Origin of the sequence: Rhodococcus sp. MSC1_016 (assembly GCF_023667485.2) — a bacterium.
Taxonomy (GTDB): Bacteria; Actinomycetota; Actinomycetes; order Mycobacteriales; family Mycobacteriaceae; genus Rhodococcus_F; species Rhodococcus_F oxybenzonivorans.
The window spans coordinates 3,333,938-3,351,407 of sequence record NZ_JAMOZI020000001.1; the positions used below are offsets into that span (position 1 = coordinate 3,333,938).

Genomic DNA, 17,470 nt, shown 5'->3' on the forward strand with positions numbered 1-17,470 from the left:
CCGGTGAGAATTACGTCCACACGGCCGAGCTGCTAACAGTGCACCGCATCACCGTCAAGTACCGGGTGGCCAAGGTGCTGCACGACCGCGGCACGATCCGTGACGATCGGTTCGACGTGGCACTCGCCCTGCAGGTGTGTCACCTGCTCGGACCGAAGGTGCTGCACGCCGACCCCTGATCCTCGCGAGGCCGGAAACGCCGCGCGCCGCAGCATCGATCCCGCTACCGTCGGGGCATGCTGGTTTCGCGGATCGTGGACACGTCGCGTGCGGTGGGGGCCACCCGGTCCCGCAAGGTCAAGATCGAGGCGCTGCGCGCACTGCTCGCCGACCTCGAGCCCGAAGAGGTCGAACCGGTGGTGGCCTGGCTCTCCGGGGAACTGCGGCAGGGCCGTATCGGTATCGGCTGGCGGACGCTCGCCGACCTCCCCGCCACGCCCGCGGATCACTCCACCGTGACCGTCGCCGATGTCGACGGGTTGCTCACCGAGGTGGCCGGGACTTCCGGATCGGGCTCGACGGAACGACGACGCACTCTGCTCACCGACCTGTTCACCCGAACGACGCCGAACGAACGCGACTTCCTCGTTCGACTACTGACAGGAGATCTGCGACAGGGCGCACTCGAAGGAATCATGACCGACGCCATCGCCGCCGCGGCCGCTCTGCCCGTCGAGCCGGTTCGGCGCGCCTTCATGTTGTCGGGACGACTGCCTGCCACTGCGACCGCGGCGCTCGCCGGCGGAGTGGAGGCACTCGGCGCGTTCCGACTCGAGGTGGGGCGGCCGATCCGTCCGATGCTGGCCTCTCCCGCCGAATCCCTCGTGGACGCTTGGACGGAACTCGGCGGCGACGTCAGCGTCGAGTACAAGCTCGACGGCGCCCGAATCCAGGTACACCGCAATGGCGACGAAGTCCACATCTTCACCCGCACGCTGCGTGAGATCACCGGCAGTGTTCCCGAACTGGTCGAACTCGTCACCGGCCGTCCCTGCGAGTCCGCGGTATTCGACGGTGAGACACTGGCGTTGACCGACTCCGGTCGTCCCCGCCCCTTCCAGGAAACGATGAGTCGTTTCGGCGCGGAAAGTGCCCGCGAGCTACTGCTGCACCCGTACTTCTTCGATTGTCTGCATCTCGATGGGATCGACCTGCTCGATGCCCCGCTCGAGCAGCGTCTCGACGCCCTCGAAAGCGTGGCCCCGCAGCATCGCATCCCAGGACTGCGCCGACCCGACGCCGACACCGCAGCAACACATTTCGACGACGCCCTTGCCGCCGGGCACGAAGGAGTCATGGTGAAGTCACTGTCGGCCCCCTATGCGGCGGGGCGTCGTGGTCGGGCGTGGCAGAAGGTGAAACCGGAGCACACCCTGGACCTGGTGGTCCTGGGTGCCGAGTGGGGTTACGGCCGGCGTACCGGCTACCTCTCCAATCTGCATCTCGGTGCCCGCGACCCCGACGGCGGTGATCCGGTCATGGTCGGCAAAACGTTCAAGGGTCTCACCGACGCGTTGTTGCAGTGGCAGACGGACGAATTTCCCCGACACGAACGCGCCCGCGACTCCCACACCGTGTTCCTGCACCCGAGGATCGTCGTCGAAATCGAACTAGACGGCGTGCAGGTCAGCTCCCGCTACCCCGGCGGCGTCGCGCTCCGATTCGCCCGGGTTCTGCGGTACAGGCCCGACAAGGACCCCGCCGACGCCGACACCATCGACGCCGTGCGCGCCCTACTCCCGGGGTGAGCGCCCCGCGCATCAGTCGCCACACTCATCCTGTCTCACCGGGAGGTTCTCGGCACCGATGCCGACGGGCGCGGTGTCCTCGCAGACGTGCGAACTTTCGTCGAACATCATAACTTCTCTGGTGTCGCCGTAGCCGGGCCAGCCCGGAGTGCCGTGGGTTGCGAAGTCGATCCAGGTATTGTGCATCGCGTCGGTGAGGGTGTCTGGTGCCGCATCGCCTATGAGGCCTCGGCAGGCGTCGGTGGTGTCGAAGACGAAGGGGACGTCGAGGCCGTGTGCGGCGCCGTGGTGTGGTGCACGCCAAGCGAACTCGTAGACGTAGCTGCTGCCTGGGTGGCGCAGCGCGGTGCGCCGGCTCGGTGATCGAAACAGCAAGTCCGTATAGGCGGAGGTGAGGGCCTGCGCGGCGGTGACCGCCGGGTCGCGGATGCCGTGACGGTCGAGGAGCGCCTCAGCGCCGGGATAGGTGGCGGCAAGTTCGGCGACGGCACGGTGGGCGTCGAAGCCGGCGAACTCCTCGGCACCGAGAACGAGGTTGGCCTCCTCGACTGTGGTGCCGACAAGGAGGGCGACGTCGTGCGAGTGTGCGCCCGGGACTCCGATCGGGTCGGGTAAGACGTCGTCGCCGGTGGTCGGGAGGAACAGCGCGCGGCCGTGCCCTGGGTCGACGCCGCTGTCGTCGCGCAGATCCAGGCGGGGCTCGCCTCTGAGCAGCGCTGCCTGGGCACGGAACAACTCGGACTCCGGCAGTGCGCGGAACGCGTCTGCGGTGGCGGGGATCGCGAGCCGCCGGGCGAGACCGTGCGTCAGCTTCTCGGTCAGTGCGAGCGGACGGGCCATTTCGTCGTGGCCGCTCTGGACGATCGCTCGTCGGAACAGGCCGGAAGCTTTCGGGGAGTGCAGCAGGAATGCGACCGACGTGCCGCCTGCGGATTCTCCGAAGACGGTGACGTTGTCGGGATTCCCGCCGAATCCCGCGATGTTGTCGTGGACCCAGTGAAGTGCGGCGATCTGGTCGCGCAGCCCGATGTTCGTGCTTCCACCGGACAGGGCAAGGAAGCCGTCCGTGCCGAGTCGGTAGTTGATGGTGACCAGGACGACGCCGTCGCGCGCGAACGCGGCTCCATCGAAGGCAGGGGCCCTGCCCGAACCGATCATGAATCCACCACCATGGATGTAGACCATCACCGGCATCCCACTGGTGCCCGGGTCGGGTGTCCAGACGTTGAGGTTGAGGTAATGGCCGTCGCCGATGACCCATCCGGGCCCGGTCAGTGGCGCCAGATGCGTGTGGGCAGGGTGCAATCCCGGTTGCGGTGCGGTGGCACCGTACTCGGTGGCGTCCCTGGTGCCTTCCCATCGCTCGGTGGGGTGTGGCGGTGCAAAGCGGCGGTCGCCCGTTGGAGCCGCGGCGTACGGGATTCCGAGGAAGCGGGCCACCCCGTCGGTACGACTTCCGGAGATTTCCCCTGCATCGGTGCTGACGGTGAGAACGGTCATCAGGGGCCTTCCAGGGGCAGGGTGTGCGAGCACAGTCAAGGTTCTCAGCTATGGCATGGGCATCGAGGTCCGCCCTGGCGTCGCGCAGAAAAACCTGTTGGCGGACCACGGCGGCCACTGCTACCTTTCGGAGACCGTGCTCGAGAACGAGGAGGTGGCACCCGTGAACGCAGTATCGACATGGGTGCTCCCCTCCGGGGTCACGATCGGGCGATAGGTCGCCCGGGAGCCCCATTCACGAGCACTCCCGAAAGGCACCATCATGCACTTCACCTCCGAGCAACGCCTCGACGACGGCGTCCTCGAACGCGAATTCACCCTCGGCGAGATCCCTGGCATCTTGTGGACGCCCGGATCCGCATCCGCACCGGCGCCGCTGATCCTGATCGGCCATCCCGGCGGACTGCACATGATGTACCCGCGACTGGCGGCCCGGGCCCGGCACGCCGCGGCGGCGGGATACGCCGCGGCCACCATCGAACTGCCCGGGAGCGGTGACCGGCCCCGTTCCGCCGCCGCCGAGCAGGCCCGCGCCGACCTGCGCCGGGCGCTGGAGGCCGGTGATCCGGTCAGTGACGAGATCGTCGACCGGCTCGTCCTCCCGCTGGTCGACAAGGCGGCCCCGGAATGGCGGGCCGCCCTGGACGGTCTCCTCGAGTTGCCCGAGATCAGCGGCCCGGTCGGGTACTCGGGAGGGGTGATCGCCATCGGCATCCGGTTGGCGGTGGTGGAACCACGCATCTCGGCCGCCCTCCTGTTCGCCGGGAGCTTCGTGCCCCGCAGCATGTTCGACGAGGCTCGGCAGGTCACCATTCCGCTGCGGGTCCTACTGCAGTGGGACGACGAAGGAAACGACCGGCAGCAGGCCCTGGACCTGTTCGACGCCTTCGGCTCCAAGGAAAAGACGCTGCACGCCAATATGGGCGGGCACACCGGCGTCCCGCAGTTGGAGGGAGACGACGGCAACCGCTTCTTCGCCCGGCACCTGAAGTGAGGTAGGTAGCCTCGGTTTTACATCGCCGACCCCCCGCCCCTCAGGAGCTGATACTCGGTTGCGACCGCGTCGATCAAGGGAGCTGCCCCATACTCGATCTCGTCGATGCAGGAGATCCTCGTGATTTCCATTGCCGTTCCGCACAAGAATGCGCCGTCGAACGATTCGAGCTCGGCGTAGGAAATATTGCGCTCCGTGACAGATACGCCCAGCCGCGGGGCCAGCTCGTCGATGATCACCTTTCTGGTAATTCCGGCGAGCGCCAATTCCGTGGTGGGTGTGAGCAAGGCGTCACCTTTGATGAAGAACACATTCGAACCACTTGACTCACACACCGTGCCGGTGGTCGAGAGGAAGATGACGTCGTCATAACCATCGGCCTTTTGACGGTAGCTCAGATAGCTCAACGCGTAAGTCGACGATGTCTTCGCCTGATAGGGGTGGCACGATGCCGGCGCACGCCTCCACGTTGCTGTCGCAAGCCGATAATTCGCTGGTGCAGAATTCGCAGGAAAGGGAAGCGCAAAAACGACTACCCGACTGGAGCATCCTTGCGCCCTGAAGCTGACATCCGAATCGTCGTAGAAAACGAGGCACTTCAGGTATGCGTCGCTCAGCCCGTTCACTCTCAGCAACTCGTAGCACGCATCGGCCAAATCTGCATTCGAATACGGCACCGTATGCCCGAACACGTCAGCAGACCGCCGCAGCCGGTCCAAGTGATCGTCGAGCTTGAAGATGTTCCCGCCGTAGCTACGGATACCCTCGAACACCGAGGACCCATAGGACAATGAATGAGTCGCCGGTGACAGCGTCATATCGTCGTATCGGACGAAGCTACCGTCCGCCCAGGACATGTCGCTGATCATCTGGTTTCCCTACCCGATATCGCATAGTCGTGCATCGCTTGCCTCTGGCGTGTGTTGACCGGAATCAGCCAGTTGTCCAGGTCGACAATATGGTTTGCGCCCACCCGCACCTTGCTCTCGATTGCGCCGCGGCCCAGGCAAATGTCTTCGAAACCCAGCCGATCGGCGAACTGGTACAACTGGTAATAGTCGGTGATATACAGGTTAAGCCCCCGCGGAATTCGATCACGGTCCAGCCCCTGAACGAGCATTGTGAACACACCGCGCTCGTCGTCGGCATAGCTCAGCGATCCGTTTACGGGGGCATTGGTCGCGTTCTCGTAGTCCAGCTTCAGATAGTATTTTGTTCCTTCCGACGAACGTGCCAACATTCGCAGAACGTCGGCAGTATATAGATTCCTGGAGTGCCCATACTTCGCCACATTCAGGGCTTGCAGAACGGCGAAATCGTGCAGCGCACGGTCGCCGTCCGCCAGCTCTGACAGGCGATGTATCTGGGTTTCACACGCCGCCTCGGCCTTCGCGGTGAGCTTTCTGATTGCCTTGTATTGCCGATCTCCGACGGTTGCTCGCAGAGTCGAATCCACACGTCCGGATGACCGAAAGTACGCTGCTTGCATGAACGGAACCGCGATGACGCGGGAATCGGGCACGCGTGGGGATCTGAGAAGAGAGGGAATCAACAACCAGTCGGCGGCGGAAGCCAGCTCCAGCAACTCCGCCAGTCTCCCTTCGTCGGGCTCGTCGGACACCGGCATATAGAAGTACCCCGGGCCGACATAGGCGCGCTCTTGGTGTAGCGCGTAGTTCCTGACCTCCCTTCTCTGGAGGACAGCATCCCAGTGAGCGATATCCATCAGTGGGAGGTGCGGCTGCGAAACATTATGGCTGTCACAGAATGCAATTCGCTGGGGTTGCCATTCCATCGACTTCCTCCTTGTCGGTCGAGCGTCGATCGATGGCTGTTGCGGGCGGCTCGCCCGAAATCTCGAGTAGACGTCTTTCATCGTTGAAATGGAAGATTCGGTTGGCAAGTCTCGCCAGCTCGCGATTGTGGGTGATGATGAAGAAGAGGGTGTCCGGAAGTGCAGAGGTCAGGGCACGCAATACGGAGAGCTCCGCTGCGGCACTCAACTCCGACGTGGCTTCGTCGAGAATCGCGATCGCGGGTGGGTTGATCATCACGTCGAGCAGTGCCAGTCGTTGCAGTTCCGTCTTGCTCAGCGTCAACAGACCGCTGCTGGGGACTATCTCGTCGAACCCGGAAGGTAGTCGCTCGACGACATCCTCAGCGTCGAGGTAGCGGACCACGCGAGCCAGTTCCTGACGTGAGGGGCTGTGGAAGTGCTCGGACAATCGTCCTGGCTTGAATATCGGGCTCGATGTCAGCAGGAGGACGTCTTGGTCGTGCGAATCCGACACGTATCCTGTCGTGCGGCCCAACGTAGAGACGACACCCGTGGTCGGACGCAACGTACCCACGACAAGCTTTGCGAAGGTCGACTTACCCACCCCACTGGCTCCCGTGATCACCACGATGTCACGGCGATAGAACGACTCCGTGTGGTTCTCGAGCAGCACTGCGCCGGTGTGCCTGGCGACGAATGCGACATCGGTGAAGGACACGAGTGCGTCGTCTTTCATCGCCGGACACGTTCGGTTCGGCGCGGCGGGGAGCGGAGGTGTGAGCAGACGATCCGCGCTGTCCAGCACCTGCCTGAGTTCGACCAGGCAACTACCCAACCGTGCGAAGAGTGCAATCAGGCTGTAGGAAAGACTCAGCGCCAGGACATTGACCAGGCCGAGGCCGCCCTGGGCGTAGACGAATACCGTTGAACCCACGATGGCCGACAGGAACAGCACCCCCATCAGATCGAGCTTGTAGGTAAACCATCGCCGCGCCGCCGCATTGTTCATCGAAGCCAGGGCGCGTTCCATCAGGCTGCTGTTCAGCCAACTCACGAGAACCGCGTTGTCTCTCGCCAACTCGAATCTGCTCGAACTCCGTGTCGTTGCCTCGACCCGCGCGAACAAAGCCGACGTCGTTCCGATCTCGCACTCGTTGAAGTACCGCAGTCGGTTGCCTGATCGACGTGAAGTGTGCCAGTAGACGAGGCACATCACAGCACAAGGAAGCAGCGCAAAGATGTTCTTGCTCAGGACGAAACCGGTGGTTGTGATCAGAAGCGCCGCCGCACCCAACGTATGCAGTAGTATTGCGGGCAACACTTCGTCGACACGTCGTTGATCCCACGTGAGCTTGCTCTGCGAGTCTTGGTTGACCTGATCGACTGCCGAGCCATCGAGCGTCGGGCTCATGATCGACGAGAAGTACCGCACGCACTGTCGGGATGCCGCACCGATACCGCGCCGCACGGTCAGCAAGGCGCCGGAGATCGACAAGAGTGCACCGGCCGCCACCACGCAGACCAGGATCATCGACGACGCACCCACATTCGCGGTCGACAGTCCACTCGCAGCCACGTAGTCACCGATTATCGTCAGAACTTCTCGGCACACGAACAGGACACACGCAACGAATGCGATTCTCGCGATGCCGAACCTGATCAAGCTACGCCTGGACGGCGTCCGGACTTCGGCCACATCCGTGCGGCGGGAAGGGTGGCGAGGGAGTGGACGTTCGTCGGGAGTGCGCCACCCCGAGCTTTCGGGTAGAAGATTCGACTGCGTTGTCAGATCACGTATGACTTCGACCACTGCGCCGTCGGCCACCACCCAGATTTCCTCCGCGGAGTCGATCTCGTCGGGTTTGTCTGTTGCATAGACAACGGTGGTGTCGCTCCACGGCCCCCGGAGGAGTGAGCTCAGCAACCCTCTCCCCAGGTCGTCGTCCAGACCTGATGTGGGTTGATCAATGAGAACGCACGCCGGCTCGGCCAGCAATGCCCGCGCAAGTTCCAGCCGCTTTCCTTGCCCGCGGGATACGTCCCAGGCCTCGGTTCGAGGTGGCGACTTGCTCTCGAGATACTCGGCATAGAAGGTGTCGGGCAGTCTGGACTGCGCCAGTGCTCGGACCGCTTCGTCGTCCGAAACGTCGCGTCGATAGAGGCACAGATTCTCGTACAGTCCGCCCGGGTAGATCCATGGTTCGTCCGGGACGAAGATTGTCGTCGTATCGAGTCGGTTGTTGAGCCGTGCGCCGGCTTTCAGAATCGATGTTTTGCCACTGCCCGCTGCGCCGACGACGGCAATGTGCTTTGCCGTTGTCGTCGGCAGCTGGACGGCGCTCGCACCGGCGTCTGACGGGCCGGTGCCGGACAGATATTTCGCAACGTTGGTGTGCCCGACTACGCCTTGGGACATGCTCTGGGCAATTTCGGGCACATTGTTGGCGACCGATCTCAGACCCCCGATCAACGCCATTGCCGACAGCAGGCCCGCTGGATCCACATGACCTAGATAAGCCAGCTGGGTAAATGCTGCAGCGAGCATCCCTACGACCGGTGTCAGAGTAGATATGAGGTTGATCGCCGCGACAAGACGCGCCGCCCTCGCGAGTGAGCGCTCTTCGCCATCTCGCTTGTCGGCGTAGCGCCGGATCAGTTCGTGGTTCCAGTTCTTCAGCCACGCAACCCCTCGGTTGTTGATCGAGAACATGCCGACGTCGATGCGTTCCGCCGAAATTGCCGATAGTTCTGTGTGGGCCTTGGTGAGTTGTGTGGCGATCCAGAATATCGCCATCGAACTGATGACAATGATCGCCAGCGCCGACAATGCACTCAGCCCCAGCGCCACGAAGAAGAACGCAGAGGTGAAAGTTAACGTGGCGAGCGACAGAATCATGAATACCAGGCCGGACCAGGCAGCTTCGACGCGCGCCGCCTCACGGTCCATTAGCGTGACAACACCGGAGGGTCGGTCGGAATTGCCACCGCCGCGCTTCTTCCGTAGCAGTCTTTGCTCGATGTAGGTCCGGGCTCCGATGCCTGCCAGTTCGGCTAACAGGAAGGTGTGATTGAGAGCCAACCACGCCGAGTACGTCAATAGTATGCAGGTGATCCCCAGCGTCAGGTTCACCATCGGCGGTGTGCCGGGTTCGACGAGGTGCTGGATCAGTGATCGCAGCGTGACGGCTGCACCGAATGCGCAACCAGCGTTGAAGGCTATGGCGAGGAGCGCAAGCAGAACATCGCGACGGAGCGCTCTGAGTACGGATCTGTGGAGTCGCTCGTCTTGGGGCGCATTCAGGTCGTCTCGTCGCGCAGCATCGCACCAGCGCTGCCATCGCGAAAGGTGAAATGCGTTGGTATGCCGGTCGAACTGGGTTCCAGAACGAGGAACCTCGAACCAGACGACTCTCTCGAGCACACTCAGCATGTGGACAGTGTGTCGTCTACGGCGATGGAAGCGATTCGGTCGCACAGTCGTGTGATCATCGTCCATCCCTCGCCGAGCGCTTCCCGTAATTCGTGGATCTCCGTTGGGTTTGCTCGATCGAGAAGGTCGATCCCCATGCTCACATGGTGGCCGTCGTCTTCACCGTGCTCTTCGAAGTGTGGAATGTCGGGAAACGCGCGCGCCGCTTCTCGGTGCCAGATTTCGCCACTACCTTCCAGCACCACGTGCATCAGCAATGTTCGCACCATGTCGCTCCTGCAGAGCATCTGCTGCCTGAACCAGTCCATTGTCGATACGAACGTCGCGTCGGAGACCGGCGAGTGCGACGAGTTCCGTTGCTGTCTGAGGTTGTTGTTGTGTCCCAGTTCTTCGACTAGATGATCGAGTGCGACATGCTTGTGTTGCGGGTCAGTAGTCATCGCCACACGCAGGTGCAGCAGATCTTGGAACACATCCGACCAGGTTTGCTGGCAGTCGAGTAGTCTTTCGCGAACGCCCGAGTCGGTCATCGAAGGGGTGTCGATCAACCGCAGCAGACTGCTGTTCCTGAATTGCTCCAGGTACTTCTCGTTGTCCTCGAGGAGCGCGGCCGCGGGATCGGACTCAGCGGCTGCGAACATGGCATTCGGGTTGTCGGTATCCTCGTACAGGGCCTTGCCGTTGAACTGGATCGACAGCGCCCAGAACCCGTTGCGAGTTCCCTCGAAGCCGTGCCATGAGTCGCCGGGTACGAGGATCATATCTCCCGCAGCGACGTCCTGCTCTGCGCTCCCCATTGTTCGTCCGGAACCCTCGCAGACCAGGATGAGGCTCGCTTCCGGGTGTTTGTGCACAGAGAGCACCTGACCACATTCCAACCTGACCCAGCTGATCGCCAGATTGCTGGAAGCGGGAATGAACTGGGCCAGTTCGGGGTGTTGGGAGAAGATCTTGACGACACCCAGGTTGTGGACGTGACCGTCGACCACCACCTCATTGATCGTGTCGAGTGCGCTTCTGGCTATGATCTGCATCGATTTCTTCCCTTCTTGATGAGAGGATGCGGTTTTCATGATCGCGTCGATTTTCAGGAACAGTTGACGTCGAGATAGTCGATGGCTCGCTTGAATGGCTCGCTCTCGTTGCAGGCGAAAACAATCCAACCGATCTTGTCGTCGTTTGTCCGGGGTCTGTCGAGTCGCGATGGTGCAGGCTCGATATGGAGCCTGATGATGTCGACGCCTCGGAGCGCGCTCCGAAGACACTCGGGGTCGATGGGTTCGTAGAATTGGTGCGACGCGGCGTACGCATACCGCGCCTGTTCCCGGCCGACGCCGGAGTTGTCGACTTCACTCCAGAAACGAAGCGTTTCTCTGAATTGGCTGACGCCGGTCGTGAGTTCGACCAGAAGTCCGATGTAGTCACCGCCGACCCGGTTGTTGATCTCGATCAGGCGAAGCCCGCCAGCCGTGATCTTCACTTCGATATGACACGGCCCGTGCTGGTAATTTATTCGGCTGAGCAGTCTTTCGCAGTAGGCACTGACAATGTGGAACATGTCGTCATCCACGGCATCCGGTGAGATGACGTGCTGTTCTTCTGCAAGGGAATTCCTGTGCAGCTTCTTGTTCGTCACAGCGAGAACTCGATGATTGCCGTCGATGGTCAGGGTCTCGACACTGATTTCGCGTCCGGGCAAGTACTCTTCGGCGAGCATCACGAAACCGTCCGCTGTCAGCTCGGCGAGCGCCGCGGTCAGCTCACGTTCGTCGCGGACGATGAACACGCCTTCGCTGCCCGACCCAGCCGGATCCTTGAGAACGACCCCCCGGGGGTGATGGAGGAGGAAGGCTCGTACCTCGGCCGGCGTGCGACATATCGTGTTCGCGACGGCGAACTCGGTGCTGTCAAGAAATGTCCGCATCAATTGCTTGTCGATACACAGCTCGCATGCGCTGAGGTCGAGACCCGGGACCGAGAGGCGGTGGCTCGCAAGGGCCGCGGAAAGCAACCCACCCTCGGTAAAGGAGAAAATGTAGTCGACCCGTTGGGACCTCATTATTCGTGTGATCTCAGCGACCACGGTGTCCGGTCCGAAATCAGCCACGGGACTGATGCGTTCGGTAAGGCCGCGGAGGTTGGGACCGATCGCGCCTTGCAGCTGTAGAACGGTGAACTCGAAGCCCAGCCCCGCGAAATGCGGGAACGTTTCATCATGCCCGCCGATCAGGACGATGTGTCGCCGGCGCTGCCCGTCGTCGGTGGTCAATTGCCCTCGCTATCCAAACCCTGGCTTCTCTGATACCCAATGGTCAGCGCGCGTCGGCCCGGCGAATAGGCACCCTAGGGGGCCCGAAGCTTCACCCCAGCAGCAGGGGTGGCCGATGCGGCTCCCTAGGGTGCCTATCGTTTCTGCCTGTCGGAACACAAGATTGCGGAATACCGCTGAGCAGAACGGATGAAAGGTACATCCCTTGTTGATTTCCGAAACGTTGCTCGAAGCTGAGGCCGAACTCGTCCACAGCGCCCCGATCGGTGTCGGCGGCACGTGCTTCCAGGCCGCTGACGCGTCACCCGATACCCGTTCCGGTCGCAAGGTACCGGAAGCGCTTCGGCAATGGGCCGCGGGACATACCGATTTTCCGTTCACGGCCGTCGTCGACCACTATCAGGTGGTCGGACGAAACGGTGTGCGGCCACACGTGGCGACCATGTTGCGCGATATCCACGGCAAATCCCGATCCGACCCGGTGCTCGCCGAATGGCTACCGATGACGTTCGACGACAACGATGCGTCCTATTCGTCGTATGTCGGACTCGATTACTTCGATCAGGTCGCCCGATCGGCCGACTGCCAGCGTGTCGACGCATTCGTAGCCGCGACAGCCATCGACCTCGCTCTGCTGGAGACAAGAGCGTTAGCGGCGGCGCCCCGACCTCCCCAATCGGTCAGGACGCGTGCGGCCGTCCGAGTCGTGTCGCAACTCTTCCGGCTCGCACCCGATTTCAAGCTCAATCCCAGGGTGGCTGCGGAGGGTGTCGCAGCGCTTGCCGAGACAGGCACTAACTACGACTCGTTTGGTTCTGCTGCGACGCTGGCGCTGAGAAGTGTTCCCGAAGACATCGGAGCCGCAGTTCGGCTGACTTTGCTGCCGACGACTCGTCTGCACGACGAGCAGATGTTCATCCGATGTATCCAAATATTCGAGGGACTGTACCGGCAGATTGCAACGGCGATATCGACGGCGATCACGGATCTCCTCGACGGAAATGCCGCTGATGCGAAGGATCGCCTCGATCGGGCGTCAGGTCGCCTCGAGGCGATACCTGCTCTCTTCCGGGTTCTGACGACGATGCCGGTTGACGCTTTCTCCATCATTCGCGGCTTCACCCATGGGCGGAGCGCTGTTCAGTCGCGCGCATTCCGCGACGTCGAGTTCGCGTGCGCGCCGCGTAGCCAACGCAGCACTGACCACGTTTCGAAGGTCCACGACGAGCAGCCGACTCTGGAGGCCGTGTTTCTGGCGATGCGGCATGCACTCCCTGATGCAGTGCCTCTCGAGCAATCGATGCGCCGTCTCGACCGCGCGTGGGGTGCGATGAAGCGTGGCCACTGGGGCATCACCTTGAAGGTCATCGGCACAGTACCTGGAACCGGTGGCACGGCAGGCGCGTCGTATTTGCAGAGTGCCGCAAAGGTGTCACTCTTTCCCGGACTCCCCGAGGTGGCATGAGCATGAGCGACATCAACAACCGGGTCAGAAAGCAGATCATGGGATACATCGTGTCCCAGGCTATTGCTGCCGTATGCGAACTGGGGGTGCCCGACAAGCTGTCGAATGGATCCCGCTCGCTGCCCGATCTTGCAACCAGTGTCGGCGCCGACGCGGATGCTCTCGGTCGATTCATGCGGGTTCTCGTGGCAGAAGGACTATTCACGGAAGAGGCCGCGGGACGATTTGCGTTGACGGATGCCGGCGAGCTCCTACGGGTCGACACTTCCGGTTCACTGCGTCACCTGGTCGGACTGATGTCAAAGGAGGCCTACACAGTGTGGGGACACGCGCTCCACTCTGTCCGAACCGGAAAAGAGTCGTTCACCGAGGCGTTCGGAAGGCCATACTTCGAGTGGTTGTCCAATAACCCGTCGGCTTCCGATGAATTCGACCGGTGCCAAGCAGGACTGGTCGAGGTGCGCTTGTTGCCGTTGCTCAACCGCGACTGGGCGAAAACAACGACCGTCGTCGACATCGGCGGCGGGGCCGGCACATTGATCGAAACCTTACTCGGGAGTCACCCCCACCTGCGGGGCACAGTGTTCGATTTGCCGCACGTCGTCGCGGAATCGGCATCGAAGTTCTGCTCGGCCGACATCGGTGACCGAACGACTGTTGTAGGCGGCAACTTCTTCGAAGAGGTCCCGCAGAATGGTGATGTATATGTGTTGTCCCAGATTCTGCACGACTGGGACGACGAATCCGCTGGCAAGATCCTCGGCAACTGTCGGCGAGCGATCTCAGGAAACGGCCGCCTGCTGATCGTCGAGCAAGTCTTGCCCGAAGTGGCTACAGCCCACCCCATGGCCCTACTGGACCTCCACATGCTGGTTCTGCTGGGTGGTCGGGAACGGACGGCCACCGAATGGCGCCGATTGTTGAGTGGTCACGGTTTCACGCTGGAATCAATCACACCCGGCCCCCGCTCCTCCGTCATCGAAGCGGTGCCCGCGTGAGATCGTTCCACATCATATGAACGGATAACGACACGCTTCAGCCGTGGTGACGAGGGCACTGGTGTCCACTACGGGCGGCTTCGGCTGCCTCGCGGCGAGCTGGTGTATCGGAGCCTCCGATGTGACGCCAGTTACTTTCGAGCCATTCCTCTGAACCGTCAACAGAGTGTCGATAGCATCAAAATCACACCGTTTCACATGCTCGCGAGACGAAGGACGGTGTGTGGAGACCTCCGGACAATCTGGACGCCTCCCAACCCACCCGATGTCGAGAACAGGCATCAGCGCAACACAGTCCCGCTTCGGCTGCGGATGAGGTGCCGCAGAGACTGCAGCAGTCGCTGCCTGACGAACTCCTCTTCAGCATCACAAGTGAAACCCTGATGCGTTCGCGGAGTCGTGTCGCACCACGCTTTTGCGAGCGCTGTTGCGCGGACTCGGTCTGACTCCCCTCTCTCTAAGGAGGCCACACCACCCATACCCGTATCGATTTTCTGCGCACCCACCGTCGGCGATTGGCCCAACCCCGCCATTCGCACTAGTGCGTGCCCGCTCTTGCCGGCGAATCGTGTGACCGTTCGACTCCGAAAGCGACTTATCCCGCAGTGCCTGATCATCCGCACCACCTCATCAACCTTGCCTGGCAAGGCCGCGCCTCCTGCCGCGGTGCAGACACCGAGATCTTCTTCTCCCCTGACGGTGAACGCGGCTCGACCCGGGCCCAGCGTGAGCGCGCCGCCAAACAGATCTGCCAGGACTGCCCCGTGCTCGCCGACTGCCGCGCCCACGCCTTCACCGCCGCCGAGACGTACGGCATCTGGGGTGGCATGTCCGAGAATGAGCGCGCCCGCCACACCCGGCGTACCCGCCGAACGGCTCGTCACCGCGGTAACACACCCGCTACGGCAGCACCACAACCGAGGGAACGCCACCGCGACCACTCTTCCGCGGTGAATCGGTACGGCGGTCGCCCCGCTCCGCCGCCGGGACCTTCTCTCCATCAACACGCAGACGGTGCCCCTCAGTTTCGTTGACATTCCCACATAACGCGGTCATTCGCAGGAATGAACTCGGCGTTCGAGCAGCTCAGCCAGCTCGGCAATGGTTATCTCGACGGTGCCGAACAGGGGATCACCATCCATCGCAGCGCGGGCTACAGCCCTGCCGAGGCGTTCCACGAGGTCGGCATGCAGCTGATCGGTCATGACTGATCAGTCTCCAGCACCCTCCACCGGGTTGCACCGTTCGTACGCCCCGCGGTGTGTCCCCCCCGGACGAAGAGCCCGCCGCCGCCCATCGTCAAGTCATGTGGTGGTGACGTCGGGTGGGTCGGGAAGATCGACGTCGAGAACGAAGTCGAGCCAGATGATCGCGTCGGCCAGAGTGTCCGCCCGCAGGGCGGGGTCGAATTGTTCGGCGACGGCGAGTAGCCGTTCCCCCGCGGCGACTTCTTCGGCGAGGAAGGCCGCTACCGTCTGCAGCACCCAACGCTCCGAGGCCGCCAAGTCGTCGACGTCGACAGGCGTCCCGTTTGTGAAGTGGAGGTCGAGGACGAACCTCTCCCCTGGCCCCGCGGCGCCCAGACGAGCGGTGATCACGCCGACGATGGCATCGACGACCCAGGCCAGCACTTCGCCGTAGTCCGGCTGACCGTCGGTCGGCTGCGGTTCGGCGCACACCCGGGAGATCTCCCGCGAGAACAGGGCGGCGTCACGGTCGCCGACCAGTTTCATCAGTCGACCACCCAAAGCTGCAGCCGACGGGCTGTCGGGACGACCTGCCTTCGATCCCATACCCAAGAGTGCCCGATCCCGAGCATCAACACCCAGTCGAGTCAGCGTGCGTGCCGAGCCCGCTCACCGGTTCAGACAGCAAGTCGGGTCAGCCGCCAGCCACGGCGTGCGGCGATGAAACCCGATACCGCACCGATGAGTGCACTGAGAATCAGGCCGGCCGCGAGAAACGGCAGGGGATCCACTGAGTCCATGTGCGCGGCGCTTCCCCCGGCGCCGAGGGGTTCGTAGCTGCCCACGTAGAAGTGCACCGGGTACGAGAGCCACCAGGAGAACAGGCCGATACACACCAGGCCCGCACCGAGACCGAGGGCCGTTCCGATCAATGTCAGTGTCCGCACACGTTCAACGTCGCAAACGCCGGCTGTGCTGTTACCGCGGCCGCCCTCAGGGGATGATCTTCCGGGCCCGGAGGTCGCGGAAGATGTCGAGGAACATCTGCTCGGTCTCGACGTAACGGTGGAAACCCAGCCGGCGCGCCTTGGACCCGTCGGCGATGACGTCATAGTCCCAGCCGAAGACGAAGTCGCCGAACGCCCAGGACGAGACATCCTTGTACGGCGTGGGTTTCAGCTCATGCTTCGCGACGAGGCGGTCCCACACCGGCTCCTTGTCCGCCATGACGACGTCCATCGACATCGGTAGCGGCGGCGCGACGTCCAGTTCGAAGAAGTCCGCGATCTTCGGCAGCATCTCGTCCCAGCGAAACAGATCGCCGTTGTTGATGTTGAACGCCTGATTGGCGCACTCGGGCGTGGTCGCGGCCCAGACGGTGGCCTCCGCCAGCAGTCCGGCGTCGGTCATCTCGATCAGACTCGTGTACGCGCCGGGTTTACCCGGAAACCGCAGCGGCACTCCGAGTTCCTTCGACATCGTGGCGTAGACCGCGATCACCAGCGCGAGGTTCATCGGGTTCCCGAGCGCGAATCCACACACGACCGACGGGCGGATCGCGGACCACGTCCAGCGCTTGCCACGCTGACGGTCCTCGAGGAACTGCTGCTGGTCCACATTGAACTCGGGCGGCATGTGCGGCGGGTCGCTCTCGCGCGCCGGCGTCTTGAACGGTCCGAGGTGGGCGCCGTAAACCTTGTAACCCTGCATCAGGCTGATGTGCTCTAGTCCCGCAGCCACGGGTTCGAGCACGTTCACCGTGTTGACCAGCATGGCGACGTTGGGCGCGACGAGCTCCGCCCACGACGGACGGTCCTGGTAGGCGGCGTAGAAGATATGAGTCACGTCACGCAGTTCGCCCAGCTTGTCGGCGGCGTCGCGCTCGTCGAGCAGATCGACCGCGATGTGCCGCACCCGATCGGTGTCGAGTCCGCCCCGGCGCGACAGTCCGACGACGTCCCACTCCCCGGTCGCCTCGAGGTGGTCGATCAGATTGCCGCCGATCACCCCGCGCGCACCGACGACCACTGCCACTCTGCGCTTCGTCATCACTCACTCCTATCGGTATATCGCGAAGTTGCGATATACCGAGTCAAGCACAC

17 protein-coding genes are annotated in these 17,470 nt (G+C 62.7%); 8 read left to right on the forward strand and 9 right to left on the reverse strand.

All coding sequences use genetic code 11. The annotated features are described in order from the left end of the window. Nucleotides 1-38 precede the first annotated feature (38 nt). Both L1080_RS15410 and L1080_RS15415 read left to right on the forward strand, forming a co-directional pair. The gene (locus tag L1080_RS15410; protein ID WP_250770315.1) at nucleotides 39-179 is read left to right on the forward strand and encodes a hypothetical protein; all 141 of its coding nucleotides are present in this window, start codon (nucleotides 39-41) and stop codon (nucleotides 177-179) included. 57 nt (nucleotides 180-236) lie between these two features. Continuing rightward, on the forward strand, nucleotides 237-1,748 hold the full coding sequence (locus L1080_RS15415; RefSeq protein ID WP_250770318.1) for an ATP-dependent DNA ligase: 1,512 nt from the start codon (nucleotides 237-239) through the stop codon (nucleotides 1,746-1,748). A 12-nt stretch (nucleotides 1,749-1,760) separates the two neighbouring features. On the opposite strand, the gene L1080_RS15420 is transcribed toward L1080_RS15415, so the two are convergent. Beyond that, nucleotides 1,761-3,248, reverse strand: coding sequence for a carboxylesterase/lipase family protein (locus L1080_RS15420; RefSeq protein WP_250770321.1), 1,488 nt, complete (start codon nucleotides 3,246-3,248; stop codon nucleotides 1,761-1,763). Nucleotides 3,249-3,303: 55 nt separating this feature from the next. Between L1080_RS15420 and L1080_RS15425 the strand changes: the two genes are divergently transcribed. Together L1080_RS15425 and L1080_RS15430 are read left to right on the forward strand one after the other, a co-directional pair. Beyond that, the gene (locus L1080_RS15425) at nucleotides 3,304-3,465 is read left to right on the forward strand and encodes a hypothetical protein (RefSeq protein ID WP_250770323.1); all 162 of its coding nucleotides are present in this window, start codon (nucleotides 3,304-3,306) and stop codon (nucleotides 3,463-3,465) included. Between the two features lie 45 nt (nucleotides 3,466-3,510). After that, nucleotides 3,511-4,242, forward strand: coding sequence for an alpha/beta hydrolase (locus tag L1080_RS15430; protein ID WP_250770326.1), 732 nt, complete (start codon nucleotides 3,511-3,513; stop codon nucleotides 4,240-4,242). A 17-nt stretch (nucleotides 4,243-4,259) separates the two neighbouring features. Here the strand turns inward: L1080_RS15430 and L1080_RS15435 are convergent, their stop codons facing one another. Genes L1080_RS15435 through L1080_RS15455 form a run of 5 tightly spaced genes read right to left on the reverse strand, consistent with a single transcriptional unit; the run spans nucleotide 4,260 to nucleotide 11,718 of the window. Further along, nucleotides 4,260-5,111 (reverse strand): aminotransferase class IV, encoded by an 852-nt coding sequence (locus L1080_RS15435; protein WP_250770329.1) that lies wholly within the window; start codon nucleotides 5,109-5,111, stop codon nucleotides 4,260-4,262. Then, nucleotides 5,108-6,037 (reverse strand): hypothetical protein, encoded by a 930-nt coding sequence (locus L1080_RS15440; RefSeq protein WP_250770333.1) that lies wholly within the window; start codon nucleotides 6,035-6,037, stop codon nucleotides 5,108-5,110. The genes L1080_RS15435 and L1080_RS15440 overlap by 4 nt, the downstream gene beginning before the upstream one ends. Continuing rightward, nucleotides 6,003-9,449: an ATP-binding cassette domain-containing protein gene (locus L1080_RS15445; protein ID WP_250770336.1), complete on the reverse strand. Its 3,447-nt coding sequence runs from the start codon at nucleotides 9,447-9,449 to the stop codon at nucleotides 6,003-6,005. The genes L1080_RS15440 and L1080_RS15445 overlap by 35 nt, the downstream gene beginning before the upstream one ends. Next, nucleotides 9,443-10,522, reverse strand: coding sequence for a cupin domain-containing protein (locus L1080_RS15450; protein WP_250770581.1), 1,080 nt, complete (start codon nucleotides 10,520-10,522; stop codon nucleotides 9,443-9,445). The genes L1080_RS15445 and L1080_RS15450 overlap by 7 nt, the downstream gene beginning before the upstream one ends. 14 nt (nucleotides 10,523-10,536) lie before the next feature. Then, nucleotides 10,537-11,718 (reverse strand): ATP-grasp domain-containing protein, encoded by a 1,182-nt coding sequence (locus tag L1080_RS15455; protein ID WP_250770339.1) that lies wholly within the window; start codon nucleotides 11,716-11,718, stop codon nucleotides 10,537-10,539. A 205-nt stretch (nucleotides 11,719-11,923) separates the two neighbouring features. On the opposite strand from L1080_RS15455, the gene L1080_RS15460 reads away from it, so the two are divergent. The 4 genes from L1080_RS15460 to L1080_RS15475 all read left to right on the forward strand — a co-directional run bounded on the left by L1080_RS15460 (nucleotide 11,924) and on the right by L1080_RS15475 (nucleotide 15,392). Further along, entirely contained in the window at nucleotides 11,924-13,183 is a 1,260-nt protein-coding gene (locus L1080_RS15460; protein WP_250770341.1) for a tryptophan 2,3-dioxygenase, read from the forward strand. Nucleotides 13,184-13,185: 2 nt separating this feature from the next. Continuing rightward, complete coding sequence (locus L1080_RS15465; RefSeq protein WP_250770343.1) at nucleotides 13,186-14,181, forward strand: acetylserotonin O-methyltransferase; 996 nt, start codon at nucleotides 13,186-13,188, stop codon at nucleotides 14,179-14,181. Nucleotides 14,182-14,786: 605 nt separating this feature from the next. Then, nucleotides 14,787-15,215 (forward strand): WhiB family transcriptional regulator, encoded by a 429-nt coding sequence (locus L1080_RS15470; RefSeq protein ID WP_250770345.1) that lies wholly within the window; start codon nucleotides 14,787-14,789, stop codon nucleotides 15,213-15,215. A 30-nt stretch (nucleotides 15,216-15,245) separates the two neighbouring features. After that, on the forward strand, nucleotides 15,246-15,392 hold the full coding sequence (locus tag L1080_RS15475; RefSeq protein WP_250770347.1) for a hypothetical protein: 147 nt from the start codon (nucleotides 15,246-15,248) through the stop codon (nucleotides 15,390-15,392). Between the two features lie 93 nt (nucleotides 15,393-15,485). Here L1080_RS15475 and L1080_RS15480 read toward each other — a convergent pair whose 3' ends face one another. The 3 genes from L1080_RS15480 to L1080_RS15490 all read right to left on the reverse strand — a co-directional run bounded on the left by L1080_RS15480 (nucleotide 15,486) and on the right by L1080_RS15490 (nucleotide 17,417). Beyond that, a complete protein-coding gene (locus L1080_RS15480) occupies nucleotides 15,486-15,974 on the reverse strand; it encodes a hypothetical protein (protein ID WP_250770349.1) in 489 nt (162 codons plus the stop codon). Nucleotides 15,975-16,045: 71 nt separating this feature from the next. Further along, entirely contained in the window at nucleotides 16,046-16,315 is a 270-nt protein-coding gene (locus L1080_RS15485) for a hypothetical protein (protein ID WP_250770351.1), read from the reverse strand. Between the two features lie 46 nt (nucleotides 16,316-16,361). Next, on the reverse strand, nucleotides 16,362-17,417 hold the full coding sequence (locus tag L1080_RS15490; protein WP_284707842.1) for an SDR family oxidoreductase: 1,056 nt from the start codon (nucleotides 17,415-17,417) through the stop codon (nucleotides 16,362-16,364). Between the last annotated feature and the right edge of the window lie 53 nt (nucleotides 17,418-17,470).